Source organism: Alkalibacillus aidingensis (assembly GCF_014595945.1).
Classification (GTDB): Bacteria; Bacillota; Bacilli; order Bacillales; family Alkalibacillaceae; genus Alkalibacillus; species Alkalibacillus aidingensis.
Genome location: NZ_JABXWU010000008.1, coordinates 13,982 through 39,909, shown reverse-complemented (window position 1 = coordinate 39,909; position 25,928 = coordinate 13,982). Strand labels below are relative to the sequence as shown.

The 25,928-nt window shown below is 37.9% G+C and carries 28 protein-coding genes and 1 pseudogene; 12 read left to right on the top strand and 17 right to left on the bottom strand.

Annotation, left to right across the window (positions count from 1 at the left end; genetic code table 11):
- Window positions 1-11: 11 nt before the first annotated feature.
- The 5 genes from HWQ49_RS11215 to HWQ49_RS11195 form a co-directional block, all read right to left on the bottom strand.
- Window positions 12-1,388, bottom strand: a complete 1,377-nt coding sequence (locus tag HWQ49_RS11215) for an aspartate aminotransferase family protein (protein ID WP_188207717.1) — start codon at window positions 1,386-1,388, stop codon at window positions 12-14.
- 339 nt (window positions 1,389-1,727) lie between these two features.
- Window positions 1,728-3,065: a serine hydroxymethyltransferase gene (locus HWQ49_RS11210; RefSeq protein WP_188207716.1), complete on the bottom strand. Its 1,338-nt coding sequence runs from the start codon at window positions 3,063-3,065 to the stop codon at window positions 1,728-1,730.
- Window positions 3,066-3,085: 20 nt separating this feature from the next.
- The gene (locus HWQ49_RS11205) at window positions 3,086-3,739 is read right to left on the bottom strand and encodes a GntR family transcriptional regulator (protein WP_223155144.1); all 654 of its coding nucleotides are present in this window, start codon (window positions 3,737-3,739) and stop codon (window positions 3,086-3,088) included.
- 288 nt (window positions 3,740-4,027) lie between these two features.
- The gene (locus tag HWQ49_RS11200; protein ID WP_188207714.1) at window positions 4,028-4,465 is read right to left on the bottom strand and encodes a hypothetical protein; all 438 of its coding nucleotides are present in this window, start codon (window positions 4,463-4,465) and stop codon (window positions 4,028-4,030) included.
- Between the two features lie 171 nt (window positions 4,466-4,636).
- Window positions 4,637-5,299 (bottom strand): HAD family hydrolase, encoded by a 663-nt coding sequence (locus HWQ49_RS11195; protein WP_188207713.1) that lies wholly within the window; start codon window positions 5,297-5,299, stop codon window positions 4,637-4,639.
- 158 nt (window positions 5,300-5,457) lie between these two features.
- On the opposite strand from HWQ49_RS11195, the gene HWQ49_RS11190 reads away from it, so the two are divergent.
- A complete protein-coding gene (locus HWQ49_RS11190) occupies window positions 5,458-6,384 on the top strand; it encodes an ornithine cyclodeaminase family protein (RefSeq protein WP_188207712.1) in 927 nt (308 codons plus the stop codon).
- 46 nt (window positions 6,385-6,430) lie between these two features.
- Here the strand turns inward: HWQ49_RS11190 and HWQ49_RS11185 are convergent, their stop codons facing one another.
- Window positions 6,431-7,030 carry a YusW family protein gene (locus HWQ49_RS11185; RefSeq protein ID WP_188207711.1) on the bottom strand — a complete coding sequence of 200 codons (600 nt, stop codon included), beginning with the start codon at window positions 7,028-7,030 and terminating at the stop codon, window positions 6,431-6,433.
- Between the two features lie 167 nt (window positions 7,031-7,197).
- Here HWQ49_RS11185 and HWQ49_RS11180 point away from each other — a divergent pair, with 167 nt between their 5' ends.
- The 7 genes and pseudogenes from HWQ49_RS11180 (at window position 7,198) to HWQ49_RS11150 (ending at window position 13,732) form a co-directional block, all read left to right on the top strand.
- Entirely contained in the window at window positions 7,198-7,521 is a 324-nt protein-coding gene (locus HWQ49_RS11180) for a nucleoside triphosphate pyrophosphohydrolase (protein ID WP_188207710.1), read from the top strand.
- A gap of 2 nt (window positions 7,522-7,523) precedes the next feature.
- Window positions 7,524-9,963 (top strand): annotated as a pseudogene (locus tag HWQ49_RS11175) (DEAD/DEAH box helicase family protein).
- Window positions 9,964-10,181: 218 nt separating this feature from the next.
- Window positions 10,182-10,781 (top strand): DUF4352 domain-containing protein, encoded by a 600-nt coding sequence (locus HWQ49_RS11170; protein WP_188207709.1) that lies wholly within the window; start codon window positions 10,182-10,184, stop codon window positions 10,779-10,781.
- A gap of 189 nt (window positions 10,782-10,970) precedes the next feature.
- The gene (locus HWQ49_RS11165; RefSeq protein ID WP_188207784.1) at window positions 10,971-11,204 is read left to right on the top strand and encodes a LapA family protein; all 234 of its coding nucleotides are present in this window, start codon (window positions 10,971-10,973) and stop codon (window positions 11,202-11,204) included.
- Between the two features lie 179 nt (window positions 11,205-11,383).
- Entirely contained in the window at window positions 11,384-11,587 is a 204-nt protein-coding gene (locus HWQ49_RS11160; RefSeq protein ID WP_188207708.1) for an SHOCT domain-containing protein, read from the top strand.
- Between the two features lie 86 nt (window positions 11,588-11,673).
- Window positions 11,674-13,062 (top strand): sensor histidine kinase, encoded by a 1,389-nt coding sequence (locus HWQ49_RS11155; protein WP_188207707.1) that lies wholly within the window; start codon window positions 11,674-11,676, stop codon window positions 13,060-13,062.
- Window positions 13,055-13,732 carry a response regulator transcription factor gene (locus HWQ49_RS11150; protein WP_188207706.1) on the top strand — a complete coding sequence of 226 codons (678 nt, stop codon included), beginning with the start codon at window positions 13,055-13,057 and terminating at the stop codon, window positions 13,730-13,732. Before HWQ49_RS11155 ends, HWQ49_RS11150 begins: the two co-directional genes overlap by 8 nt.
- A 297-nt stretch (window positions 13,733-14,029) precedes the next feature.
- Here the strand turns inward: HWQ49_RS11150 and HWQ49_RS11145 are convergent, their stop codons facing one another.
- From HWQ49_RS11145 to HWQ49_RS11130, 4 genes are all read right to left on the bottom strand, one after another.
- Window positions 14,030-14,407 (bottom strand): cupredoxin domain-containing protein, encoded by a 378-nt coding sequence (locus tag HWQ49_RS11145; RefSeq protein WP_188207705.1) that lies wholly within the window; start codon window positions 14,405-14,407, stop codon window positions 14,030-14,032.
- Between the two features lie 249 nt (window positions 14,408-14,656).
- Entirely contained in the window at window positions 14,657-15,274 is a 618-nt protein-coding gene (locus HWQ49_RS11140) for a histidine phosphatase family protein (RefSeq protein ID WP_188207704.1), read from the bottom strand.
- Between the two features lie 63 nt (window positions 15,275-15,337).
- Window positions 15,338-15,817: a PaaI family thioesterase gene (locus tag HWQ49_RS11135; protein ID WP_188207703.1), complete on the bottom strand. Its 480-nt coding sequence runs from the start codon at window positions 15,815-15,817 to the stop codon at window positions 15,338-15,340.
- A 93-nt stretch (window positions 15,818-15,910) separates the two neighbouring features.
- The gene (locus HWQ49_RS11130) at window positions 15,911-16,156 is read right to left on the bottom strand and encodes a DUF3784 domain-containing protein (protein WP_188207702.1); all 246 of its coding nucleotides are present in this window, start codon (window positions 16,154-16,156) and stop codon (window positions 15,911-15,913) included.
- Window positions 16,157-16,287: 131 nt separating this feature from the next.
- Between HWQ49_RS11130 and HWQ49_RS11125 the strand changes: the two genes are divergently transcribed.
- Window positions 16,288-17,064 carry a carbon-nitrogen family hydrolase gene (locus HWQ49_RS11125; protein WP_188207701.1) on the top strand — a complete coding sequence of 259 codons (777 nt, stop codon included), beginning with the start codon at window positions 16,288-16,290 and terminating at the stop codon, window positions 17,062-17,064.
- A gap of 90 nt (window positions 17,065-17,154) precedes the next feature.
- Here HWQ49_RS11125 and HWQ49_RS11120 read toward each other — a convergent pair whose 3' ends face one another.
- Window positions 17,155-17,313: a hypothetical protein gene (locus HWQ49_RS11120; protein WP_188207700.1), complete on the bottom strand. Its 159-nt coding sequence runs from the start codon at window positions 17,311-17,313 to the stop codon at window positions 17,155-17,157.
- A gap of 503 nt (window positions 17,314-17,816) precedes the next feature.
- On the opposite strand from HWQ49_RS11120, the gene HWQ49_RS11115 reads away from it, so the two are divergent.
- Together HWQ49_RS11115 and HWQ49_RS11110 are read left to right on the top strand one after the other, a co-directional pair.
- Window positions 17,817-18,089 carry a hypothetical protein gene (locus HWQ49_RS11115; RefSeq protein WP_188207699.1) on the top strand — a complete coding sequence of 91 codons (273 nt, stop codon included), beginning with the start codon at window positions 17,817-17,819 and terminating at the stop codon, window positions 18,087-18,089.
- Window positions 18,090-18,192: 103 nt separating this feature from the next.
- Entirely contained in the window at window positions 18,193-18,699 is a 507-nt protein-coding gene (locus tag HWQ49_RS11110; RefSeq protein ID WP_188207698.1) for a spore coat protein, read from the top strand.
- Window positions 18,700-18,750: 51 nt separating this feature from the next.
- On the opposite strand, the gene HWQ49_RS11105 is transcribed toward HWQ49_RS11110, so the two are convergent.
- On the bottom strand, window positions 18,751-19,284 hold the full coding sequence (locus HWQ49_RS11105; protein ID WP_188207697.1) for a chromate transporter: 534 nt from the start codon (window positions 19,282-19,284) through the stop codon (window positions 18,751-18,753).
- On the bottom strand, window positions 19,281-19,856 hold the full coding sequence (locus tag HWQ49_RS11100) for a chromate transporter (protein ID WP_188207696.1): 576 nt from the start codon (window positions 19,854-19,856) through the stop codon (window positions 19,281-19,283). Before HWQ49_RS11100 ends, HWQ49_RS11105 begins: the two co-directional genes overlap by 4 nt.
- Window positions 19,857-19,991: 135 nt before the next feature.
- Here HWQ49_RS11100 and HWQ49_RS11095 point away from each other — a divergent pair, with 135 nt between their 5' ends.
- Window positions 19,992-20,441: an Lrp/AsnC family transcriptional regulator gene (locus HWQ49_RS11095; protein WP_188207695.1), complete on the top strand. Its 450-nt coding sequence runs from the start codon at window positions 19,992-19,994 to the stop codon at window positions 20,439-20,441.
- Between the two features lie 89 nt (window positions 20,442-20,530).
- Here HWQ49_RS11095 and HWQ49_RS11090 read toward each other — a convergent pair whose 3' ends face one another.
- From HWQ49_RS11090 to HWQ49_RS11075, 4 genes are all read right to left on the bottom strand, one after another.
- Window positions 20,531-22,144: a gamma-glutamyltransferase family protein gene (locus tag HWQ49_RS11090; protein WP_188207694.1), complete on the bottom strand. Its 1,614-nt coding sequence runs from the start codon at window positions 22,142-22,144 to the stop codon at window positions 20,531-20,533.
- A gap of 271 nt (window positions 22,145-22,415) precedes the next feature.
- Window positions 22,416-23,390, bottom strand: coding sequence for an ABC transporter ATP-binding protein (locus tag HWQ49_RS11085; protein ID WP_188207693.1), 975 nt, complete (start codon window positions 23,388-23,390; stop codon window positions 22,416-22,418).
- On the bottom strand, window positions 23,365-24,363 hold the full coding sequence (locus HWQ49_RS11080; RefSeq protein ID WP_188207692.1) for an ABC transporter ATP-binding protein: 999 nt from the start codon (window positions 24,361-24,363) through the stop codon (window positions 23,365-23,367). The genes HWQ49_RS11085 and HWQ49_RS11080 overlap by 26 nt, the downstream gene beginning before the upstream one ends.
- A gap of 8 nt (window positions 24,364-24,371) precedes the next feature.
- Window positions 24,372-25,922 carry an ABC transporter substrate-binding protein gene (locus tag HWQ49_RS11075; protein WP_188207691.1) on the bottom strand — a complete coding sequence of 517 codons (1,551 nt, stop codon included), beginning with the start codon at window positions 25,920-25,922 and terminating at the stop codon, window positions 24,372-24,374.
- Window positions 25,923-25,928: the final 6 nt, after the last annotated feature.

The following is a 25,928-nucleotide window of genomic DNA, read 5'->3' as shown; positions in this document are numbered from 1 at the left end:
CCTTTAAATATTTACCTAATTCGATTAATCGCCTGCTCGTGAGCATCAATTGTTTTCTGAATGTCTTCATCACTATGAGCAACACTCATTGAGTAGCGATTCATTGGTTTTGTATAAATTCCTAACTCTAATAATTCGTAGTCGATTTGTTTTCTTAACTCTGTATCGGCTTGCGTTAAATCACGGTAGTTTTTAATCGGTTGATCAGTAAAGACTAGATTAAATATACTACCCATGCCCACTGTCTGCATCGGGATCGAATATTGATCATAAAGGTTTTCAAGGTTATGACGCAACTTTTCTGTTTTATTTAAAAGATCTTTCATGACACCTGATTGTTCTAAAACATTGATAGTTGCAAGCCCTGCTGCTAAAACGGTTGGGTGACCGTTATACGTACCACTATGGAAAAGTGCTCGGTCAGTAGCTTGCTCTTGTGTGGTTGCTGTTAGAATATCTCGACCTCGATCCGGTGACATCATTTCCATAATATTCATTTTACCACCAACAGCACCAACAGGGAAACCACCACCTAAAACTTTCCCTAAAGCTGTTAAATCAGGTTCGATACCATAAATCGATTGCGCACCACCAACAGTTAGTCTAAAGCCCGTTTTTACCTCATCAAAAATTAAGACAATGCCTAACTCTTCTGTAACCTGGCGTAACCCCTTCATAAATTCTTCATTTGCAGGGATAAATCCTCCCTGAACAGGTTCCAAAATCACACAGGAAATCTCATTTTGCTTAGCACGTAATATACGTTCTGTTGCTTCTAAATCATTAAATGGTAACACAACCGTGTGCTCAAGATGATAATCTGAGATGCCACTTGACTCAGGAACAGCGCTAGGGTTCGACTGTTCTCCTGCGCCATCGAGATCTGGATTGACACTGACAAGCATCTGGTCATAACCACCATGGTAGTGACCTTCAAACTTAGCCACTTTTTGCTTACCCGTATAAGCTTCAGCCAAGCGAATAGTTAGAAGTGTCGCCTCTAATCCGGAATTAGTAAACCGTACTTGGTCAATTCCTGGAAACAGATCGACTAATTTCTTAGCCATTTCATACTCCAAATGATGTGGTGCACCGAAAACAAACGTACCACAATCCTCCATTTGCTTTTGAACCGCTTCTTTAACTTTTGGATGTCCATGTCCTAGAATTAATGCACCATAACATAACAGATAATCAATATACTTGTTCCCATCTACATCGACAAGCTGGGTTCCAGACCCCTCCTTCATCACGATTGGATGAGGTGAGAAATATTTAATATTAGCCGTCACCCCACCTGGAATCACCGATTTAGCCTGCTCATAAGCCTTCGCTGATTCACTTGTTCTTTCTTGGAAATTCATCTCTCGCACAACATGCGTACTCATTCTCCACACCCTTTTGTGAAATATTCATTTCATACATTATCTATATGATGATTTTATTTCATAATGCACGATTATGCAAGGGAAAAACATAAATTGTTTGTTTGCCTAAAAATTTCGCATGCTGATGAAAAAAATATTTCATTAAATAACTGACTTCCTGCTTTTGGAGAAGTGTGAAACGTCTATTTGACCGGAGACTTGGCTTAAAATAAAATGACTACTAATTGGTATACCAATTAGTAGTCATTTTAGGTTGCATATTTAATGTTTGCGATAGGTAACTGAAACACCCACTATCAAAAGCCAGTTTCTTAGACTTTTCGGACAGCTCATTAAAATTTATTTTTCAAAACAATAGTGAAGTTTATGATAGGTTTTCCTCATCTCAACTACCTTGTCTTTGACATATGAAGCAGACTGATAACCTTTTAATATACTTGTGATGAGTTCAGCAATGTCTTCCATATCACTCTCTTTCATGCCTAATCTGGTTGCCTCAGTCGTACCAATCCTTATTCCACTTGGTTCATCCCAATCTTCTGGTCGATCTTTAGGGATCAGGTTTTTGTTGACGATGATGTTGGCTTCAGCTAGCTTATTTGCGACTGGATATCCTCCACCAAATTCACTTACGTCAGCTATAACTTGATGTGTTTCAGTATAGCCCTTGTGATCGCCTAAAACTGGAATTCCACGGTCATGAAGTGCCTGGGCTAATGCTTTTGCATTTGCGACAATTTGCTTCATGTATTCTTCACCAAAAGTGATAAATTCTGCTGCCGATACTGCTAATGCCGCTACACGGTTAACTTGATGTGTTGCTGCTAGAGTTGGGAAGATAGTTTCGGTAATTGATTCAGTTAACTCAGGGTCATCCCAAAGAATGATACCACTTTGAGGCCCACTAAAGGTTTTACCAGCTGAACCGGTTATAACATCTGCTCCTTCTTTTAGAGGATCCTGAAATAAACCGGCACCGATTAAACCAAGCTGATGGGCACCATCAAAGAATACCTTTCCTCCCCACTCACTAACAATATTTGAAATCTCGCGTACTGGAAGTGGAAATAAGGTCATCGAAGCTCCCAAGGATACCAACTTAGGTCTAACATCTCTAGCAACCTTTTCAAACGCGTCTAAATCAACAGTTAATTCTTTAGCATCCATTGGTACATCGTATATGTTTACTCCACGAACGCCTGCAGGTCCATCCTGACGGTTACTAGAGTGTCCTCCATAAGGTTGAGTCAAACTCATGATGTTATCACCTGGTTCTGTTAAAGTTGCATAGACCGCCATATTTCCGATCATACTCGCCACGAGCCGATGGTCGGCATAGTTCACTCCAAATGCCTTTTTTAACAGCTCCATACACAAGGCCTCAATCTCATCAATATATTGAGTTCCGGCAAACCAGCGTTCTAATTTTCCAATATGACCTTCAGCGGCTCTTGTTCCTACTTCCGAAGATAACAATTCACGTACTATTGGACTTGTTGGAGCCTCTGGTGCTAACAAGTTTAAACATTCATCACCACGCCATATTTCATTTCTCCTAACCGAATTCAGAACCTCATCAACCACTAATCGGTCAGACGGGCTTCGTTCAATTATATCTTTTGCCCAATCTAACACCTTCGTATCATGTACTTCCTGCTTACGGTCAGTCACATTCATTTTAAAATCCTCCCCATCAATTATTGAGCTAGTAACTCAAATAAACTCAACCAGTTTTTTTCGACGAGGTCACTTACTAGGTGTGAATTCCCTTTTTGGCAGGCCTTGATAATGTCTTGGTGATCGCTGACAGAGTTTATTCCTTCTACAGAATTAAACTTCGCAAATTCCAAGCGCCTGATTTTCGGTTCTACAGGCTCTAAGGCTTTGACAATCTCTTGGTTGTTAGATTTCTTTAAAAATACTTCATGAAAACGGTCGTCACATTCAACCGCTCCAATGACATCTCTTTTTTCCAGCTTTCTTTGTAGCTGCAAATTAATCAGTTCTAATGTTTCAATGTCATCTTCGTTGAGATTAACGTTCGCTAACTTGGTTGCCAAGGCATGTAGTGATGCGACAACCACAGTTGCTTGTTTCACCTCCTCTAAATCAATTTCTGCAATACGCGTAAAGGACCCTGGACTCGCTTCGACTAGACCCTCATCTTCTAAACGTCTTAGCGCTTCACGCACTGGAGTTCGACTCACATTAAACTCCTCTGCTAAGTCTTGATCACGAACCCTCTTTCCAGGAGATAGCTCTAAGCGTATAATTGCAGTTTTAAGTTGTTGATAGACTTGCTCCCTTAACGACTGACGTTGGATCGTTTTTATTGATGTATTAGGTTTCATAAATCCAATATATCGCATTTCAATTTAATATTCAATTCAAAATATTAGACATTTTCTGATATATTTCGTGATTTTGAAGGTAGAAAACCATTTAAGGATTTCGTTACCTACCGCAAAGTTCTATTTGGCATAGTATACTGCGCTGAGTTTTCCAGCACTATTTTTTGTTGCAAAAAAATAACCCAGTTCCATAAGAACTGAGTTTAAACAAATGATTATATTTAGCACCTTCTTGAACTATAACACTTCGATAAGCGTAAGTAGAAAAATTCATAAACTACGCTTTTGTCAATTTACACTGCCCATATTTTTGAAATATTGCATTGCACCAATCATTGTAATTAATCCTACAAATAGAGGCGTAAAGTATGCAAATAAATACAGCACAAACATGTTCAACTGTGTATTACTATCAATATAATTTCCAGTTAAGATACTTAATACAGAAATCACAAAAACCAAAAACGGTAAAAGGTAGAGATTCATCCGTTTAATTTTTATAAAGACAGTTGAAAATCCAATGACTAGTAATAAAACAGAACCAAGAAGAGTCATGTTCCACATAAAAATCCATAATTGTTCTGAAAACCATCCAGAAATTAAACTAAGCCAGATACCCAACGCACTTAGAGTAATAAATAAATTTACATAAGCCAATTTCTTGTTATTTAAATACAAAAATATAATTGGACCTATTAGTAAGCACAATATTGAAAAACCGACCATAAGGAACGCCTCCACTATTTCACTTATCACCATTGAATAAAGTTATTATTCCTTACTTAAACAATAATTGGCAAAGTTTTGCTGAGCTATTGTCCTTATTTTGACAAATAAAGTTGCTATTCCTTCTTAAACTCTGCCCTTAAGTTTTTAAGTAAACATTTCACAGTCAGTTTAAAACACGGGCCAGCTCTTTTGCGTTGCTAACTTTTGCATCCGTTCACCTGGGTTAACAACGATCGGGTGGTCGACTAAATCTAATAACGGGGCATCTGATTCACTATCTGCATATGCATATAACGTTTCAGTCGCTTGTTCTTTATAATGTTGCTTAAGCCATTTATGCAGTTGGTTTACCTTCTCTTCTCCATTGACTATGCGCCCCATCTTCCCAGGGCAAATACCATCCTCATCAAAAACTAATTGTGTACCGATCGTTTCAACATTCTCTAATTCGATTTCTTTCACAAATGCTTTAAGAAAAGGCATTAACGCCCCAGACAAAACCACTACATCATCACCATAAGATTGATGTTGCTTAATTTTCTCAACTAAGGGACGGTTCACTCTTCCTAAGTCTTCTCGCGCCAGCTCGCCAAAGAAAGAAGCTAACTCCTCTTGTGATTTCCCTTTAAATGACCGAACAAAACTATGGAAAAATTGATGCTTGAAGGCCTCTTTCCCCTTGAATACACCGACAAACATACTCCTTAATAATCCACTACCAACAACAATCCACTCTTTAATGCCATATTCCTTCCTTGCCACTTGAAACATGACCTTAAACGAGTTCCCTTGATATAATGTCCCGTCAAAATCCACCGTTACTACTGCCACATTAAACACCTCTTTAACCATTTACTATTAATCCTATTCTAGCATAGCAACAATTAAGTACCACACCAAAAACACTATACCTTTCCACAAAATATAATCTCTAACATCAGTTGTCTATTCATAAAATTTAATGGACAATAAGTATAGGAGGTGTCATTTTGCAATTTCTAACTGCTAATCAAGTTAATTCGTCACTATCTATGAAAGAGGTTATTGACTCGATCGAAGCTTTTCACTTAAAAGAAGATGATGGTGGTGTCATATCACCGGAACGAACACAAATTAAGGACGGTAACAATACCGGTTTACTCATGCCTTCGTTTCATGGCGATTATTATTCCGTCAAATTAGTAGGTTCAGCACCAAATAATAAAAGGTTACCTACCATCCAGGGGATTATGTCCTTATATGATCGGCAAACGATGAACCCCCTATTAGCTTGTGATGCGATTCCTATCACCAATCTAAGAACAGGTGCATTAGGTGGACTAGCTATGAAATATCTTATCTCTAAAGCTACTTCAACATTGGGGATTATCGGAACTGGGGCCCAGGGATGGAGTCATCTAGAAGCAGCCATTGCCGTAAGACCTATTAAAAGTGTTATTGTCTATAATCGGACAGAATCAAGAGGAAAAGATTTTATTGAAAAAGCACAAAAATACTATCCGGATATAACGTTCAGCCAGCAACCGATCGTCGAATTAATTAAGAACTCCGAGGTGGTCGTAACAGCAACCACATCCAAAACCCCCATTCTTCCGAAGTTAGACCATTCTTACTGGAAAGGTAAACTGTTAGTTGCAGTCGGCTCCTTTCGTCCAGACATGCAAGAGATATCAGATGATGTCCTACAGAAGGCCGCAAATACCTATGTTGATACCGATAAGGCGTGGGGTGAGTCTGGAGACATGATACAAGCCAAACAACACGGACATGCACCAAACTCATCGCTTACTCTAAAACACATCATTAACCATCCACCAGAGATAAAAAATGAGTTAACCATCTTCAAGTCTGTTGGTGATTCTGTATTTGACTTAATTACCACCAAAACCTTATATGAAAAAATAAAACAGACATAGATAAAAGCTGTCCAGTTAGTAATTTAACTAACTAGGACAGCTTTGTTTATTCATAGTTCTCTTCAATTTCATAAACTTCTTCGTCATCAAAGACAACCGCTAACTCGACCTCTTTCACTTCACCTTCATGAATCTCAAAATGATCATAAATACGGTCTAGAGCTTCATCCTTAGGCATATCCATTGAGAAGTCTACTTCCTCAAACAGGGCTTCAATTTGCTCTAAGGCTTGATCACCATCACGTTCACTCTCTTGTTCATCTGCATTTTCGGTATCAACTTCAACTTCAGCATCCTTTTCGCCATTTTCCACCCCGTACTCAAAACTCCATTCACTACCATCCTGAAAATCAATCTCTAACTCAAACTCACGGATACCAAAGTCGTGATCCTCTTCATTACGGGCTTGAATCTCATCACCCTCTTCTTGAAGCTCATCATCTTGATCTTCTATCCCTTCACTCGTTCCTTCTTCCTCATCACGGTCTAGGTCTTGACTTTCATCTTCACCTAGCTCCATATCTTCTTCACTTTGTCCCTCAGTTTCTGGGTCTGTCATCCCTAAATCCTCATCCGGCTCATTATCTGTCCCACAAGCACCAAGGATTAAGAATAAACTCGCAAATAAGACCAAAAAAGGTTTCACCTAAACCACTCCTTGCCTATTTTTCATACTCATTAGTGTTCCCAACCCTGTAAAATTATTCTTTTTAGAGGGGAAAGTTACCGAAATAGGAGAAAAGGAGGATGGAAGTATAAATTGAATAAGCTTCTGAATTTGTTTACAATAATAGTAATTTGAGGAGGTATAATATGCCAATTCACAACAAACTCATTCGCGATAAAATCCCTGAAATTATTGAAGCCACGGGAAAGAGTTTCTCAACTAAAAAACTATCAGAAGAAGACTATATTAAAGAACTAAGGACTAAACTTAGTGAAGAAGTTAATGAATATCTAAATGCTAAGAATGATAATGAAGCACTTGAGGAGCTCGCAGATATAGTTGAAGTAATCCATTCACTAGCAAAAATTCACGGCAATAGCTTCGAGAAAGTCGAACAGTTAAGAGTCGAAAAAGCACATAAACGCGGTGTATTTGATAAGAGGATTTTTTTAAAAGAGGTTGAGGATTAATAATGGAAAACATTTCCCTACACACCAAAAATATTTATAAACACATTAAATCAGGCATTCAAAACTCATCAACGATTTATTTACTAAGCTCTTTTATTATGAAGTCTGGTGTTGAGTTAATTATCGATGATTTGAAGCTGTCTTTAGAGAATGGAGCAGATGTAAAAATCGTAACAGGTGACTACTTATATGTTACTCAGCCGCAAGCACTAGAACTGCTTTTAGATTTATATAAATATAATAATTTTGAAATACGATTATGGCAAAGCTCAGGGCAATCATTCCATCCTAAAACTTATATTTTCAAACACGAAGACGAAGGTAATTTAGTAATAGGTTCCTCAAACCTTTCACGTTCTGCACTTACCTCAGGTGTCGAGTGGAACTTACAAATGAAAAGACATACCTCAACAGACGTATTTCACGACGCATTAGATACTTTTATCGATTTGTTTCACAGTCAGGAAACGATACAAATAAACCCAGAGACGATAAAAGACTATAAAAACCACTATGATCGTTTTCATGCTGACCACCCCGACCTTAATTTAAAATGGTCAGAACGTGAGGAGGTAGAATTAACTTTACCAAATGATAGCGAGGAGCAAGAAGTCATCCTTGAAAGTAGCCAACATTATCAAGAAAAAACACCTGAACCACGTCCAGCACAACGTATAGCTTTAGATGCCCTTAATGAAACGGTTAATGAAGGTTATGACAAAGCTGTAGTTGCACTAGCTACTGGATTAGGAAAGACATACTTAGCCGCTTTCTTTGCTCAAAAATATGAGAAAATTCTCTTTATCGCTCATCGTGAAGAAATATTAAACCAAGCCCGGAAATCTTTTGAACACTCACTAGATAAAGAAGGTGGTATCTTTAACGGATCACAAAAAGATATGGACCATGACTTAATTTTTGCCTCTATTCAAACATTATCTATTCAAGAACGATTGAATAGTTTTAGCCCTAATGATTTTGACCTTATAATTGTTGATGAATTTCATCATGCTGCAGCTAATACTTATAAGAAAGTGATTGATTATTTTAATCCCTCTTTCTTATTGGGACTAACTGCAACACCAGAACGAACTGACGGCCAAGACGTCTTAGCGTTATGTGATGGTAATTTGGCCTGTGAAATAAGTTTTATAGATGCCATTCGATGGGTGGCTCTCCCCCTTTCAATACTACGGGGTTTTAGATGACATTGATTATAGCCAAATACGTTGGTTAGGCACAAAATACGATCGTGAACAGTTAACAGCAGAACAATTGCAGGAAGATCGTGCACAACATATATTCACCGAATGGAAAGAAAAGAGACAAACAAGAACTATTGGATTCTGTTCCTCTATTAAACAAGCAGAGTTTTTAGCTAATTACTTTAACAATCAAGGGGTTAAAGCAATATCTCTTACAGGTCAATCAACTAAACAAGTTCGCTCCCAAGCAATAAATCAATTGGAGCGTTTAGAGATAGAAGTAATATTTACTGTTGATTTATTTAATGAAGGTATAGACATCCCTTCTGTAGACACATTGTTATTCGCTCGTCCGACTGAATCTTTAGTCATTTTTACACAACAAATTGGCCGTGGCCTTAGAACCTTTTCAGGAAAAGACCACTGTGTCATTATTGATCTCATAGGAAATTACAGGTATGCAGAAACCAAGCTAAAAGTATTTAACCAAGACCGTGAAAATAGAGACAAAAATATCGTCCAAACAAATCCTGTCGTACCTTGCGGATGTTCATTCGAATTAGACACAGAAGTTATTAACTTAATAGAAGAGTTACGCAAGAAGACAAGTCCCATTAAGCAAAAAGTATATTTTGATTACCTGGAAACGAAACGTAAGTTAGGTAGACGTCCTACTTATAAAGAAGCTCATCTACACGGAACAATGGAATCAAAATTATTCAAAACAAAATTCGGAGGATACTTTGCGTTTTTAAAAGATTACGGAGAGCTTAGTGAACATGAAGAAGAAGTTTTTTATAAATACCATCAGTGGTTCGAAAAGCTTGAAAAAGAAACCATGAGTAAATCATATAAAATGGTTATTCTTCAGTATATGCTAGATAAAGGACCAGACAATTGGTTAAACCCTATAATACCTTCTGAAGTTGCTCTTTACTTTCACAACTTTTATATGGAAAAAGAGTATCGTAAGAATATTGACTTCTCAGATAGGTCTAGTAAAAAGCTTTGGGATTATGATGAGGACAAGGTTGCAAAACTTATAGCACAAATGCCAATGACCAAATGGACAACAGGAAAAGATAATTTAGCAAGCTTTAATGATAACACCTTCAGATTTAATATTGATATGAAGGATAATGATAAACAGATATTATATGATATGACCCAACAAATATGCGAATATAAAATGCACACTTACTTCGAACGAAGATTAAGACGTATTAATATGAATTAGGTAATTCTCATGATCGAACAATTATACTACCGTCGTTTTTATTATGCTTACTTTTTCACATTAGTCGTTTTGGTCGGTGTGGTTAGCTACATATTTCTCACAACTAAAAATGGTCAATGATCTAAATAAGTCTCACTTAACCTTTTGGTTAGGTGAGTATTTTTTTACCCACCTATTTTTGTAAACTGTATTTGAATCAAAATTAGGAGGAGATATTTATGAAGAGATTTACTTTATTATTTATGTTGTTGGTACTCGCACTATTCCTTGCTGCTTGTGGTGAATCAAGTGTTGAGACAGTAGATGGAGAAGAGTCAGAAGAGACAACAGAGAGTTCTAATGAAGAAGATATAGAGAAAGAAGATCAAGATGAAAGTTCTAAAGAGGATACCGAAGTTGCTGAAGAAAGCTCTGAGGAAGAAGAACAGAACGTTTCTATTGGTGATTCTATCCAATTTGATGATTTGAAAATAACATTAATTGGTGCTCGTCAAATTGAAAGTGACAATGAGTTCATTACTGAAGACAACGATCTGTTCCTAGCAGTTGAGTTAGAAATGGAAAACACGGGTGATGAGGAAGAATCATTATCAACGATGTTAAGCATGTCATTATTCACAGATGATGGTTACTCACAGGATCAAACATTCATGGTCGATGGGCGTGGTAGTCTAGATGGATCATTAGGTGCTGGACGTTCCATGAAAGGGGAAATTGTCTTCGACGTTGAAACCGCAGAATTTTATGAGTTTATCTTTGAAAATCCATTCACTTCGGGTCAGGCGATCTGGGAAATTCCAAGTGAGGCTATTCAATAAAAAGTAGCTGCTAATAAGTAGGTTTGTTTTAGGAAACACCACCATAAATAAGTGCACAGAATTGCAAAGCAATTGGTGCACTTTTTTTACGTCATATCAAATCATCACTAACTTGTGTTCAATTAAAGGAATTACATGGAAACTGTCGAATAAGATATACAAGAAGTTAATAATTAGGAGGAAAGAATGATGGATCATACACGCTATTACGTCATTCCAGGTGGGCTTATTCTTGGACTAGGTATTGGCTTGATGGTTGGAAACCCCGGGGCTGGAATGCTTATTGGCTTAGGGCTAGGGTTTCTAATAAGTCCGTTATTTGTACTATTCGAAAAGAAAAATAATCGTAAAAAGCAATTAGAAAATCGATTAGAGCGACTGGAGAAGAAAATCGAAAATGATGATCATTCATCTAGTGCATAAGGTATAAAAGTTATATAGTAACCACCTAGTTTCATCCCTCCTTCACTCATTATTCCACTAATTTCTTCTAAAGCTACGATTGCTCTCTTGTTGGGTTGAAGATCCTTTTATAAGATGCATAAATTCTTCACAAAACAATTGTACAATGACCTTAACCAATCAAAATAGAGGTGAATTTTATGCACTTTATGAATGGATTTTGGCCCCCTCTATTAATGGTGATTTTTTGGGGTGCCTTATTAATTCTAGGTTTTTTGTTAATCTCTAATTATCTTGATGAAAGTAAACGAAATGACCCCTATAAAATTCTAAAAGAAAGACTTGCTAAAGGGGAAATTACTGAAGAAGAGTATGAACGGATAAAATCCACTCTAAAAGATTAAAACTTAATTTTCCTATTTGGTATATATTACAATTGGTGCTATGCTAAAAGAAAAACTCATAGCCAAACTTGAAGAAGGTTTAATATATGTATAATCAACTCTCTTTTAAAATAGGAATCTTATTTTTTGTATTTATCTTAATGATTGAATCGATCTTGTTTTTCACCTTATATACGAGTCTAGCTAACCAGCGTGTAGAGGAAGTCTTAGACGATCTACTCGCACGTGGGAACACTCACCGAGCAGCCCTAGAGGATCATTTTGAACGTAGAACGTTAGACCATGTCGAGTTAATGGAGTCTTCTTCAGATCTAACTGTCGTCATTACCGATGAAACAGGTGATGTACTTGTTCATTCAAACACAATCGAAGAAGACATGCAGGCGATTATTGATTCGACTGACTACCGTCACATCTCCATCGGTGGTGAAGTAATTGAAGATGGTTGGACCGAGGTGGATCACGTAGCCACTAACAGCCCGATTATTTCCAATAACGAGCATGTTGGTCATGTTTTTATGTTTACGCACACCAATAATATTAAAAAGATCGTCAATCAATTAGGTAATCACTTTTTAATAGCAAGTGTCATTACAGTCATGATTACAGTTGTTACAATCTTTATTCTTTCAAAGCTTATTACCAAGCCGATCATTCGGATTAAGGAAGCGACAGAACAGCTTAGTCACGGAAACCACCACGTGGAACTTTCAACTGCCAGGCAAGACGAGTTAGGTGAGCTCGCCGATTCGATCACCAAATTGTCTAAAGATCTTGAGCGGTTAAAAAACGAACGCCACGAATTTCTAGCAAGTATCTCACATGAGCTTAGAACTCCATTAACCTATATTAAAGGTTATGCAGATATTGTGAGCCGGCCAAACCTTTCGGAAGAAGAAAGGGAAAAATATATTCAAATCATCCAAGAGGAAACCAAACAATTAAGTGCACTCATTAAAAATCTATTTGACCTCGCAAAGGTTGATCAGAATGAATTTGTTATAAAACCTAAACAAATCAATTTAAAAGAGTTAATCGAGTCTTTGGTCAAAAGAGTTAAGCCAGCTTATTCTGAGAAGGACATAACATTAATCGTTAACTGTCCTAAAGAGATTATTGTCTCCGTAGACCCTGTTCGTTTCCAACAAGTTCTATTGAATGTATTAGACAACGCCCGCAAGCACTCACATGAAGGTAGTGAAGTCATTATTAGTGCCAAGCAATACAGGGAACACATACAAATCATCATTGAAGATGAAGGTGAAGGCATCCCTAAAGAGGAGTTACCTTTTCTGTTTGACCGTTTATATCGGGTGGAGAAATCCCGTTCTCGTCAAAAAGGTGGCACCGGCTTAGGACTTACTATTGCCAGGGAAATTATTGAGTCCCATGGTGGCAGCATCAATATTGAAAGCGAACTCGGTAAAGGAACCGATGTGATTATTACGTTGAGGAGTGACCACTCAAATGTATAAACTACTTTTAGTCGATGATGAAAAACGGATGTTGGAATTACTAGAGTTATATTTAAAACCTCATTATATGTGTCGTAAAGCCATAGGTGGAGCTGAAGCCTTAAAACAGATTGAGAAAGAAACATTTGATTTAGTACTGCTTGACATTATGATGCCAGAAATGGACGGTTGGGAAGTTTGCGAAGAAATCAGAAACAAATCAGATGTTCCTTTAATTATGCTGACTGCTCGAGATCAGAAAGAGGACATTATCAAAGGGTTAAATCTTGGAGCTGATGATTATGTGACAAAGCCCTTCGATGAGGAAGAGTTACTAGCTAGAATTGAGGCATTACTCCGAAGGCAGCCTCCTAAACACGTTGTTGAGGTTAACAGTTTAATTTGGGATGAAGATCGCCATGAACTTTCATTTGAAGGACAGACCATCAAATTAACACCAAAGGAATTTTCAATGATCGGTTATTTAATGAAGCACCCGAACCAAGTATTTGAAAGAGAGCAGTTCATCGAATTAATCTGGGGATTTGACTCAGACACAGGTGGAAGAACGATTGATTCTCATGTGAGAAATATTCGCGATAAAATTAGACAGACAGGATTTCCAATTGATAATTACTTAAAAACTGTTTGGGGTGTTGGCTACAAGTGGGTTAACTCCTCTCTGGACTAACCTGTGACCGGGATTAGATTCACAATTCGTTAACCTAATCTCGATAAAATCTTGACATTTTTATTTTAAATTATTTTTATAAAGATGCTTAGTCTTTATAAGTTCTATGTCACAGTTCTATTCTATGAATACCCTGCTATATATCAACTTATATTACGAGCAATCTCCCCCTATATAGATTATTCGTAATATAAGTAAGGTAACTACCACTGTTTATATCGGTGGTAGTTTTTTTATAGTCCTAAACAAAAAAAGCAGTCGGACTTAATTCCAACTGCTTGAATAGTAGTTTTATAACTATTGCACAACTAAAGTAGTTGTCATCTCGTCATGGCCTTCTCCACAAGGAAGACTACAATAGATCTCATATTCTCCTGCCTCACTTGCCACAAATGTTGCTTCGTCTCCACCGTCGACTTCAACATCTAATCCGTCAATGGCTACGTTATGCATGCCCTCATCATTCGTTAAGGTGATCGTCACCTCGTCACCTTCATCTACAACATATTCATCCTGGTCAAAGTCCCAGTTATTTGCAACTAAATCAACTTGACTTGTAGAAGTAGGCTCATCAGAATTTGAGTCTGCAGGTTCTGAACTATCGTCTCCACCACACGCCGCAAGTGCTAAAACAACCCCTATAAAAATGGAAGCAAGTAGATATTTCTTAAACATAAAAATCTCCCCTTTTTCTCCTAATATGGCAAATGCCCTTACACTTAGTATGATAGTTAGGAAGTATGCAGTTTTTATGAAGAAGAAAAAACAAAAATATGAACGCAAAAAAAAATGATTTCGAAAATTGATCGAAATCATTTTTTTATCGGAAAAATTATGCTTGGATTTGGCCAATTTAATTATACTTAACATAAATGATTATCTTTCACAATAGCTTCACCTCTTATATTGGGCTATCTAAAACTATTATGACGTCAAGTTAGCTAAGTGTTCTTGGCTATTTGAGAATTTAATCCGTTTTCTTTTTGAAGTATAATCCCATAAATGAATTCCTGTATCTCCTGTCATTAAAGTAACATCTGTTTCTACCGGCAGGTTAAGAAAACTCCTATAGAGCATACTAATTAACCCACCATGTGAAACGACACAGATTCTTTCTCCTGTTTTAGCAGTATCAGAATAAATCAATCTTGACCAAAACCTCTCTGCTCGAGCCCTAAACTGGATCATCGACTCACACCCGTAATGCTCATCATGTGGTTTTCTTCCCCCTTCTGGCATCGGGTATTTCTCCAACGCTTCACTTCGCAATAAACCTGCTAACCATCCATTATTCCATTCCATTAAGTCCTCATCTTTTTCAAGCATAACACCTGTTGATTTTGAAATTATATCAGCAGTTTGAAGTGCACGGTTTAATGGGCTAGTTATAATTTTGGATGGTTTATAGTGTTGATTAATCCAAGTAGCTGCGTTCCTTGCCTGATCAAGACCTAATTCAGTTAATGGAAAGTCTGCTCTTCCTTCATGTCGATCTTCGAGATCTGCTGTTGACTGACCATGTCTTACAACGAGTATTTCCATGAGCCCACCCTCTTTAGTTATGTTAATTATCAGATATGATGGTTAACCTTTCCGATGAGTCGCCTATGCCTTTCCAAACGACTCTGGCATGACAGCAGCAACCACTAACCCTTTAGCTACCATCTCATCTTCAGCAAAGACCTCTGTATGTACCCTGAATTTCTTCGGGTGAACTTCTTCTACCTTTCCAATTGCTCTTAACTCAACGCCTTGTGGGGTTGGTTTCAAGTAATTCACTTCTAGTGAGGCCGTTATAAAACGCGGTGGTTCGACACCATCTTCCGGATAATGGCCATTCTTCCTGTGTAATGCCAATGAAGCTGATCCAGTTCCGTGACAATCAATTAAAGAAGCTAACAGGCCACCGTAAACGAATCCTGGTATGGCAGTATGTTCAGGCTTTGGTTGATAAATTGTCAGTGTTTCCTCACCATTCCACCCTGTTCGAAAATGATGGCCGTCATCATTATTTCTTCCACATCCATAACAATGCGCAAGATCATTGGGATAATAATCTTGAATGGCGTGACTTATTTCAGTCATGTTCATCCCCCCTTGGTTATTAATTTCGGCACATAGTTTTATAACTCCTTTTGACAAATTCACTTTTAAGTTCAAAAAACGGGGAAGACCCAGTTAAGGGATTGTGAATAACCCTCCAATAAAAGTCATCAGTAAAATAATCGTCGTATAAAGCATTAACCTTCTTACAGCTTGTGGATAACCGTTTTCTAAAAGCTTCTTCTGTTCTTCCTTAGGCCTATTTCCGTAACCACTTATAAACTTGTAGTGATCATATTTATACATCAAAAACGTAAGACCACCAACAATTAATAACGTGAAAGTCATCACAATGATATAAATGATCATACCTGTAGACATACTCGCATCCTCCATCAGTTAGGTCTATAATCATAGACACTTATCAATTTCTTCTATATATAAAAATCATACCCCAATAGATAGAGTCAATCCAATAGTTGTTTGCACATACTATAGCAGGAGGTGTTTCCATGAAGTTAGCCTTATTACAAATGGATATTGCCTACGGAGATGCTAAGAAAAACCAGGATGAAATTTCTAAATACTTCTCAAATCTAAGCCATCATGTTAATACTGTTGTCCTACCTGAAATGTGGAACGTCGGCTATGATTTAAGACGCCTAGATGAAATTGGTGATTTTGAGGGACGTGTAACTCAGGAATTTTTAAGTAATTTAGCTAATAAATACACTGTCAATATTGTCGGTGGTTCCATTGCCAAAATAGATGAACGTGGCTACTCCAATACGATGTATGTAATTGACCATTCAGGAAACTTAATAACAGAATACGGTAAAGCTCACTTATTCCTACTAATGGATGAAAAGAAGTATTTAGTTGAAGGGAATTCTCGAGGGGGTTTCGAGTTAGATAGCGTTCCTAGTGCTGGCGTAATCTGCTACGACATCCGTTTCCCCGAGTGGATTCGAACCCATGTATTAGAAGGAGCACAAGTGATTTACGTAGTTGCACAATGGCCAAAGCCTAGGATTGATCATTGGCGAACATTACTAATTGCAAGAGCTATTGAAAACCAATGCTTTGTTGTTGCTTGTAATCGTGTTGGTAAAGATCCGAATAATGAGTTCGGGGGCCACTCCATGGTGATTAATCCTTGGGGCGAAGTTTTATGTGAGGCCAGTAGCGATGAAAAAATCTTAACAGCCACGATTGACCTTACCCAAGTTGAACAGGCACGAAAACACATTCCCATTTTTGAAGATCGTCGTGAAGATTTATATAAATAAGGAAAGGCCGGACAGTAAAATTGCTGTCCGGCTTAATTATGGCTTCATCTATTTGAAAATAGTATGAAAGTGAATTTATCTGTTTAATCATTAACGGTGTACTAGATCCATTTCAGCTTCCGCTTGAACTGGCTCTAGGCGTAGATCAGACTTTTTCTTTTTAAAGCGTGACACTAAGCTTTCTAAAAAGTAAATTGTCGCCAAAAAGAAAAATACAACAGTTGATACAAGAATAAGTGATGTTGTCATAACCATCTACCCCTTTCCAGTTAAATTTTAGTGTTTTTCATAATTTCCTACTATATATTATCATATATACCCTTAAATGCAACTCATTAAATACATTCTTTTCAAAACTTTTAAATACTCTCAAATACTTTACATTTCTCCAAATTTACCTACACTTACACAAACGCACTCCCTACGCTATTGTCAGCGCTTTCACTAGGAAATTAATCCATTTCCCCTAACAATCCGGTCACAAATATTTCACTAAAAGGACATCTCCATTTTTCATTTTATTAACCTCATTACTTAATGTGATGATTTGTATTTTAGAAAAGGGCTTACTTTAAGCAAAGTTTTATGAATCGTTACAGGATTGTTGCCCCTACATATTTCTAGGAAATCTCATAAGGTAAATATGAGTGGTAGGTTATAGATAAATTTAGGTCGATTTTGTTCAACCTAAAGAGATTAGTAACTTTCCTACCAATGATATTTCTCAAGAACACGCAGTGGAGGTGAACGCCATGAATGATGGCATGAACGAAAACAATCAAAACAACCAAAATACTCAAAACAATAACCAGTCCCAAGGTCAATCCAACTTGATTCCTAATGAACTACAAGGTGTCTCCAATAAAGTCATAGACTTATTAGTAGATACCACTTTAAAGAAACACAACGTTAATCTTGAAAGCAATCAGTTAGATGAAGATACTAAACAGCAACTAAGAGAGCTAGTTGAAGAGCTGCAAAAATCTGTTGAATCACTACAGAACAATCAAAATAACAATGATTAATTCTACTAAGCCTATATGTCAATAAAATGATTGAATAGCCTTTCCTTACTAACAGCTTCTCTCATATTTAATTAGTGTAAGGATTGATAAGGAGGGAAATAGAATGACAAGAAGGATCACACAATTTTCAAACCAAAAGGCGCCAGTTGTCTATAACACAACTAACAATAATCAACCTTCTGTTAGTAGACCAAATAGATGGAACGCATTAGATCCATCATCCTGCCACCCATTAGATTCTAATGATACCCAAGAAGCAGCTCAATCTATTAGAACTACTCAACAATCATTTGAATCTATTGTGGTAAAAGATTCATGTGACATCGAAGTAACAACAACAAACACACAAGCTGCTGTAAACGTGCAAATCGGATTACAAGCAGCGATCGCGCTAATTATTAGCATTTCAGTAGCAGATAGTGAGCGTGCCGAAGAGCTAACTCAAGACCTATATGAAAAGATCAAATCTACTCAAATCAATAGACAACAAACGTATATCGAGAACTCTCGAGATGTAAATGTAACGACAACCGACACGGAGATTGCCGTCAATGCCCAGATCCTGTTGCAAGTATTACTTGCGCTTGTAGCCCGTTTGAATATCCTTTAATCAAAAAAACCAACTATTTATGATCTCTTCATAAATAGTTGGTTTTAATTATTATGATAAGAAGACAGCTCCATATGTCAATGCACCAACAATGACATATGCAGGATGAACCTTCCATTTTTCAAGTGCTAAAAAACTAGCAACAATTAAAATAATCGTCTGAATGATGCCAGCTCCTTCATAGGAAGTTGCAAAAAATTGATAAGCTAGCACGCCTAGTAAAATCGCAATAGCTGGACGAATCAGCGCTGTCATACGCTTGATTTTTGGTGAGTCTTTATATTTCATTAGTAGTTTTAATAATAAAATCATAGCAATCAATGAAGGAACCACAGTTGCCGAAATAGCAACAATCGCTCCAAATATTCCACCTACTTCATAACCAATATACCCAGCCATTTTCGTGGCAATTGGGCCTGGGAGTGCATTACCTAATGCAAGTACTTCACCAAACTCGGGAGTGGTCATCCACTCATAACGTTGAACCACCTCATACTCAATCAAAGGAATTGTCGCAGGTCCACCACCATAACCGACGATCCCTGGTATGAAAAAGGCCAAAAATAAATTCCAATACTCGATCATGATGATTCACCCTCCTTTTTCTTGTCTTTAGAAGGAGCTTTTCGAACTAGCGCATAAATGATTAGTACACCGATTAAAATGGCTGGATGCACACCTAATGCTTCAAATACGATTAAACTAATGACACCAAGGGTGATCGCTATTCCCCAACCAAGGTCACGTTTCGAATTTTTAAGAAAGTTAAATGCTAAGACAAACAACATGACTCCTACAACCGGAGCGATAGCAGTCGTCATACCTTGAACAATAGACGAATCTCGAAAGCTTGCTAAGAAGCTAATAAGTAATATCATAATTAAAACGGTTGGTAGTACAGAAGCAGCAAGAGCTGAAGCAAGCCCGGCCATACCACCTACACGATAGCCGATATATCCTGCCATTTTTGTCATAATAGGTCCCGGTAATGTATTACCCATTGCTAGTATATCTGAGAACTCATCATCATCCATCCACTCATAAACTTCAACCACTTCTTTATGTACAAGTGGGATCGTAGATGGGCCACCACCATAGCCTAACATTCCAGACCGGAAAAAGCTGATAAATATATCTTTTTGTAATGACAGATTCATTTTAATCACCCTTTCTGTCGCTTCATTATGTCAGTTTTTCATCAAAATTCGATTTAAGAGAGTGAGAATATGACAACCTGTTAAGTTTCTTTTATAATATGGATAAACAATAATTCTCATAAGTGTGGTGTCATAATGAAGTTAACTGATACAGATTTTAAAATTCTCAATACATTAAGTGATCATGGTCGCATGTCTTACGTCGACCTAGCTAAAGAACTTGGTCTATCACGAGTAGCTGTTCGCGATCGTATCAATCAGATGCAGGATGCTGGTATCATTGAGAAATTCAGTGTCGTGATCAACTCTGAGAAAGTCGGCAAAGGGGTATCAGCATTTTTCAATGTTGACTGTGAACCTAATTCCTTAATTTATGTAGCTGAAAAACTAGCTGAACACCCGAGTGTTGCCAGTTGCTACCAAATGACAGGTCCAAGCACATTACATACCCATGTCTTAGTGGAAGACTTTCATGCTTTAGAAAAATTTATTAATGAAGAACTTTACGCCTTAGAAGGGATCACACGTGTCGAAAGCCACATTCTCCTTCGTCGCTTCAAGAGCCGAACCGGCCTGAAGCTATAATGCTTTCATAGTAAAAGGCTTACTTACTATTTGGTAAGTAAGCCTTTTTGTCTGTTAAGTATTTATGTTGATTGGCTATCTATTCAAATTTACCAAGCAGCTACTTCTCCATCTGTTCGTGGTTCAGTACCTCCACACAGGACACCTGTTTCGGGGTCACGCCAAATAATCTGACCACGGCCAAATTCATTTGGATACAATGTACGCTGAATTTGATGACCCTTACGCTGAAGCGCCTGAGCAATATGGTCAGGGAAAGATGGTTCGACTTTTACGACTTTATCTTCCACCCACTGCCATCTCGGTGCATCAAGTGCAGCTTGTGGATTCAAGTGAAAGTCCACTGTATTCATCACTACCTGTGCATGACCTTGTGGCTGCATGAATCCACCCATGACACCAAATGGACCAACTGGCTGATCACCTTTAGATAAGAACCCAGGTATAATTGTGTGATACGTTTGCTTACCAGGCTTTAATACATTAGCATGGTTTTCATCAAAAGAGAATGTATGACCACGGTTCTGCATAGCAATTCCTGTACCCGGAACAACGACACCTGACCCGAAGCCCATGTAGTTACTCTGAATAAAAGAAATCATATTTCCGTCACCATCAGCAGCTGATAGATAGACTGTTCCACCACGTGGTGGTTCACCTGGTTCAGGCTTTAATGCCTCATCACCAATTAATGCCCGACGCTTTTCTGCGTACTCATCAGATAGCAAATCGTCCACTGACACATCCATCTGATCTTGTTGAGTGATATACTCTAAGCCATCAGTAAAAGCCAGTTTCATTGCTTCGATTTGTTTGTGATAGGTATCGACGTTTTCACGATCGTTAAACTCATAGCCTTTTAGCATATTTAACGCTATCAAAGCAATTAGTCCTTGACCATTCGGTGGAATTTCCCACACATCATAGCCTCGATAATTCACCTTAATAGGGTCCACCCACTCCGGTTTATATTCGGCTAAATCTTCCTTAGTTAAATAACCATCGTGTTTTTTGAAAAAGCTATCAATTTCATCTGCAAGTTGCCCACGATAAAATGATTCGGCCTTAGTTTCAGCAATTTCACGTAAAGTTCTGGCATGATCTTTAGAAGACCACATCTCTCCAACCTCAGGCGCTCGACCTTTAGGTGTAAAAGTTTTGAACCAGTTATCAAATATTTCATCTTTAAAAGTTTCTTTAAATTTCTTATAAGCTGATTTCCAATGAAAACCTAAAGTCGGCGACACTGGATATCCTTCCTCAGCATATTCAATCGCAGGTGCTAATACTTCTGTGAGTGGCAACTTGCCGAATCGCTCTGATAATTCTGCCCAAGCAGCAGGAGTACCTGGAACCGTCACTGGTACTTTACCAAACGTCGGCATCTCCTCATACCCTTGTTCTTTTAGTTTTTCAACAGAAATATTTTTTGGAGCATAACCACTTGCGTTGAGTCCATGAATCTTTCCATCAACCCACACAAGTGCGAAAGCATCAGAACCAATACCATTAGAGGTTGGCTCAACCACCGTCAACGCAGCCGCTGTAGCAATAGCAGCATCAATGGCATTACCACCTTTTTTTAAAATATCTAATCCTGCTTGTGCCGCTAAAGGCTGAGATGTTGCTACCATCCCTTTACGACCATAGACCACATTACGGCGCGAAGCATACGGATAATCTAACGCATCATATTTAACCATTTCTCCCATTCTCCCTTCCCTCTATAAACATTTATTAACTTCATAAATAAAGAGTAACACATTCAGGAGCCATATTCGATATTTAGTCTTACAAAAAATTATAGATATAGCTGAAAAATAATCATTTTGTAAAAACCTATTCAAAGAACTTGAAATTATGCAAAACAAAAAGGGCCTTCATCTTGGTGAAGGCTCCTCTTTGCTATCGTTCATCTTTTCATGAACATTCACTTTTATTAAAAAAAGGGGGGTTAGCACTTCAATAATCCAACTAAGCTTTTACATGACAAGCGACAAAATGATTCTCGGAAATCTCTTTCCACTCCGGTTTTTCCTCTTTACACAAATTCGTTGCTAGAGGGCACCTTGTGTGGAATGGACAACCAGTTGGTGGTTCAGTTGGGCTAGGTAAATCACCTTCCAACTGAATATTATTACGCTCTCGTCCTGGTATAGGCCTTGGAATTGCTGATAACAAGGCTTCTGTATAAGGGTGAATCGGGTTATCAAACAATTCATCAGCTGGTGCCCACTCAACCATATGTCCCAAATACATGACTAAAACCTTATTACAAAAGTGACGCACAACACCTAAATCATGAGAGATAAATAAATAAGTTAAATCGTACTCTTCTTGTAAATCTTTTAATAACTGTATAACCTGTGCTTGAACAGAAACGTCCAAAGCGGATACAGCTTCATCACATACAATCATTTCAGGGTTTAACGCGATCGCACGTGCAATCCCTATACGTTGCCTTTGCCCACCACTAAACTGGTGTGGGTATTTATAATAATGCGTCTCACTTAGACCAACCTGATTCAATAAATCAATTGCTTTTTCTTTGCGTTCTTTTTTCGTTAAATTAGTATGAATAACAAAGGGTTCCTCTAGTGTATCTCCGACCCGTTGACGTGGGTCTAAAGATGCAAAGGGATCCTGGAAAATCATCTGCATATCATTTTTAAACTGTTTTAGTTTCTTTTCATTTAAATGAGTTATATTTTCTCCCTTGAACCAAACCTCACCACTTGTTGGCTCTTCTAACCTTAAGATGGTACGGCCTAGTGTTGACTTTCCACAGCCAGACTCACCAACGATCCCTACTGAATCACCTTCATCAACGTCAATAGAAATATCATTCACAGCATATACATGATTTTTCACACGCTTAAGTAAGCCGCCACGCACAGGATAATGCTTGTTGAGTTGGTCTAGTTTAAGAATGGTTTGCTTTTGGCTCATGTGTCAATTCCTCCTGTAACCAGCATCTTACTGAATGTCTTTCACTGACTTTGAATGTTTCTGGTGAATGCGTGCGACATTTATCGGTTGCAAATTCACATCTTGAATAAAAACGACAACCATCAATCTGTTCTTTTAAACTTGGTAGTGAACCCGGTATAGGCTCTAAGTTATGTTCTTTATCATCAACGTTTGGAACTGATTTCAACAAGCCTTTTGTATATGGGTGCTGAGGTTGGTTGAAGATGGTCTCAACATCACCTTCTTCAATTTTTTCTCCAGCATACATGACCATAACCCGATCTGCTACCTCAGCAACAACTCCCATATCATGGGTAATCATCACTACACCCATTTGGTAGTGCTCTTTTAGTTCATCAATTAAATCAAGTATTTGGGATTGAATCGTCACATCAAGAGCCGTAGTTGGTTCATCTGCAATTAATAGTTTCGGATTACAAGCTAGTGCAATGGCAATCATGACTCGTTGACGCATACCACCACTTAATTCATGTGGGTATTGACTCATACGTTTTTCTGGTGATGGAATACCAACCTGTTTCAACAGTTCTATTCCTTTAAGGTGAGCTTCCTTTTTTGATAAATTCTCATGAATCTTCAGTGGCTCTCTGATCTGAAATCCTATAGGAAACACGGGGTTCAATGCAGTCATTGGCTCCTGGAAAATCATCGAAATTTCATTACCACGGATTTTCCTCATGTCATCATCAGATAAGCCTATTAACTCTTGCCCTTCTAGCTTAATAGAACCATCGACAATTTGACCATTGTTAGGTAATAGCTGCATTAATGATAATGAAGTAATAGATTTCCCACAGCCAGACTCACCAACGATACACAATGTCTCCCCTTGATCGACTTCAAAAGAAACTCCCCGAACAGCGGTGAGTTCGCCTTCCGCTGTTCGAAAAGAAGTAACTAGATTGTTGACGTCTAATAATCGCTCTGTCATTAAAATCCCTACTCTCTAGTAACTTGGTATAATTCCCAACTACCTGTTGCATCTAACTCTAAATTATCCACGGACTCATGAACAGCTGCAGCAATTACACCGTGGTGCATAGGTACCCAAATGGCATCCTCTACAGCCAATTCATTCGCTTGTGCTATTAACTCTTGACGTTCATCTTGATCAGTCGTTTGACGAGAAGCATCCACTAATTCATCAAACTCATCATTAGCATATCTCGCTCTATTTGATGAACCAATGTTGTCAGAATGAAGAACTGGGTATAGTAACTCACTACCGTCACCAGTGACGTTTGACCAACCGAAGAAACTAACGTCAAATTCATCTTCGGCTGAAACGTCTAAGTAAGTACCCCAATCCATCATTTCCATTTCAACATCTATTCCTACTTCTGAGAATTGCGCTTGCACAACCTCACCCATGTTAATATACATATCACGGTTTGGAACTAGCATCTCGATTGTTTCTTCATCAAAGTTATTTTCTTCAATAATTTCACGTGCTTTTTCTGGATCATATTCATAACCGATATTTTCAGAACCTTCTTCATAGCCAAACACTTGCTCACCGACAATGCTATCTGAGCGAGTTCCTAGGCCATCTAACGTATCAACATAAGCATCACGGTCAATCGCGTGTGCTAACGCTTTTCTGAACTCAGGGTTACTCATTGGCTCACGCTCGTAGTTTACACCAAATGCATAAACAGGAGTTCCATCATTAGTCTGAAGATTAATAGACTCGTTACCCTCAATTCTTGAAGAATGCTCAGATGTAATACCATCAATAAAGTGAACTTCACCTGTTTCCATCATCGAAATAGCCGTTGAAACAGATGGTACGACTCTAAAAGTAACTTGCTCAAGAGTTGGTTCGCCTCTCCAATAATCAGCGTTTTTCTCTAGTACAATCTCATCGCCCTTTTCCCATTCAACAAACTGGTAAGGCCCCGTTCCTACAGGTTCCTCATTAATATCACCATTTTGATCTGCTTCTGGACTAACAATAGAAGCATTTGAGTGAGACAATGCAGCTAACATCGCACCATAAGGTTCACTTGTATTAAGAACAACTGTGTATTCATCTTCAACGTCGATCGTATCAATTGGAGCTAATAATGACGCTCTTGGTGCTCCACGATCCGGATCTAAAAATGTCTCAAAAGTATACTTAACAGCTTCTGCATTAAAAGGTGTTCCATCTTGGAATTCAATATCTTCTTTTAGATGAATAACCCATGTATTATCATCCGGTGTTTCATATGACTCGGCTAAACGTGGTTCAATTTCACCCGTTTCTGTATTACGTTGGAATAATGTCTCATAGATTTGTTCAATAACATGTGAAGACACACTATCATTCGTATCAATTGGTGATAGTCCTGGAGCATCGGATGTCGTCGCATAGACTAAATCTTGCTCTCCACTTTCTCCACTTTCACTACTTTCATTCCCTTGTTCCGGATTAGCTTCATTTTCTCCACCACATGCAGCTAATAGAATCATAGGTATAGCTAAAATTAACAAAAATAGTTTCCTCATCACTAG

Bases quoted from the DNA above. Each gene is read 5' to 3' on its own strand.
- HWQ49_RS11215 (WP_188207717.1), bottom strand. From the start codon at position 1,388: ATGAGTACGCATGTTGTGCGAGAGATGAATTTCCAAGAAAGAACAAGT.
- HWQ49_RS11170 (WP_188207709.1), top strand. From the start codon at position 10,182: ATGAAGAGATTTACTTTATTATTTATGTTGTTGGTACTCGCACTATTC.
- HWQ49_RS11140 (WP_188207704.1), bottom strand. From the start codon at position 15,274: ATGGAAATACTCGTTGTAAGACATGGTCAGTCAACAGCAGATCTCGAA.
- HWQ49_RS11090 (WP_188207694.1), bottom strand. From the start codon at position 22,144: ATGGTTAAATATGATGCGTTAGATTATCCGTATGCTTCGCGCCGTAAT.
- HWQ49_RS11165 (WP_188207784.1), top strand. From the start codon at position 10,971: ATGGATCATACACGCTATTACGTCATTCCAGGTGGGCTTATTCTTGGA.
- HWQ49_RS11135 (WP_188207703.1), bottom strand. From the start codon at position 15,817: ATGACTGAAATAAGTCACGCCATTCAAGATTATTATCCCAATGATCTT.
- HWQ49_RS11115 (WP_188207699.1), top strand. From the start codon at position 17,817: ATGAATGATGGCATGAACGAAAACAATCAAAACAACCAAAATACTCAA.
- HWQ49_RS11080 (WP_188207692.1), bottom strand. From the start codon at position 24,363: ATGACAGAGCGATTATTAGACGTCAACAATCTAGTTACTTCTTTTCGA.
- HWQ49_RS11125 (WP_188207701.1), top strand. From the start codon at position 16,288: ATGAAGTTAGCCTTATTACAAATGGATATTGCCTACGGAGATGCTAAG.
- HWQ49_RS11085 (WP_188207693.1), bottom strand. From the start codon at position 23,390: ATGAGCCAAAAGCAAACCATTCTTAAACTAGACCAACTCAACAAGCAT.
- HWQ49_RS11210 (WP_188207716.1), bottom strand. From the start codon at position 3,065: ATGAATGTGACTGACCGTAAGCAGGAAGTACATGATACGAAGGTGTTA.
- HWQ49_RS11100 (WP_188207696.1), bottom strand. From the start codon at position 19,856: ATGAATCTGTCATTACAAAAAGATATATTTATCAGCTTTTTCCGGTCT.
- HWQ49_RS11205 (WP_223155144.1), bottom strand. From the start codon at position 3,739: ATGAAACCTAATACATCAATAAAAACGATCCAACGTCAGTCGTTAAGG.
- HWQ49_RS11145 (WP_188207705.1), bottom strand. From the start codon at position 14,407: ATGTTTAAGAAATATCTACTTGCTTCCATTTTTATAGGGGTTGTTTTA.
- HWQ49_RS11095 (WP_188207695.1), top strand. From the start codon at position 19,992: ATGAAGTTAACTGATACAGATTTTAAAATTCTCAATACATTAAGTGAT.
- HWQ49_RS11180 (WP_188207710.1), top strand. From the start codon at position 7,198: ATGCCAATTCACAACAAACTCATTCGCGATAAAATCCCTGAAATTATT.
- HWQ49_RS11105 (WP_188207697.1), bottom strand. From the start codon at position 19,284: ATGATCGAGTATTGGAATTTATTTTTGGCCTTTTTCATACCAGGGATC.
- HWQ49_RS11075 (WP_188207691.1), bottom strand. From the start codon at position 25,922: ATGAGGAAACTATTTTTGTTAATTTTAGCTATACCTATGATTCTATTA.
- HWQ49_RS11150 (WP_188207706.1), top strand. From the start codon at position 13,055: ATGTATAAACTACTTTTAGTCGATGATGAAAAACGGATGTTGGAATTA.
- HWQ49_RS11200 (WP_188207714.1), bottom strand. From the start codon at position 4,465: ATGGTCGGTTTTTCAATATTGTGCTTACTAATAGGTCCAATTATATTT.
- HWQ49_RS11120 (WP_188207700.1), bottom strand. From the start codon at position 17,313: ATGACAACATCACTTATTCTTGTATCAACTGTTGTATTTTTCTTTTTG.
- HWQ49_RS11160 (WP_188207708.1), top strand. From the start codon at position 11,384: ATGCACTTTATGAATGGATTTTGGCCCCCTCTATTAATGGTGATTTTT.
- HWQ49_RS11155 (WP_188207707.1), top strand. From the start codon at position 11,674: ATGTATAATCAACTCTCTTTTAAAATAGGAATCTTATTTTTTGTATTT.
- HWQ49_RS11110 (WP_188207698.1), top strand. From the start codon at position 18,193: ATGACAAGAAGGATCACACAATTTTCAAACCAAAAGGCGCCAGTTGTC.
- HWQ49_RS11130 (WP_188207702.1), bottom strand. From the start codon at position 16,156: ATGTCTACAGGTATGATCATTTATATCATTGTGATGACTTTCACGTTA.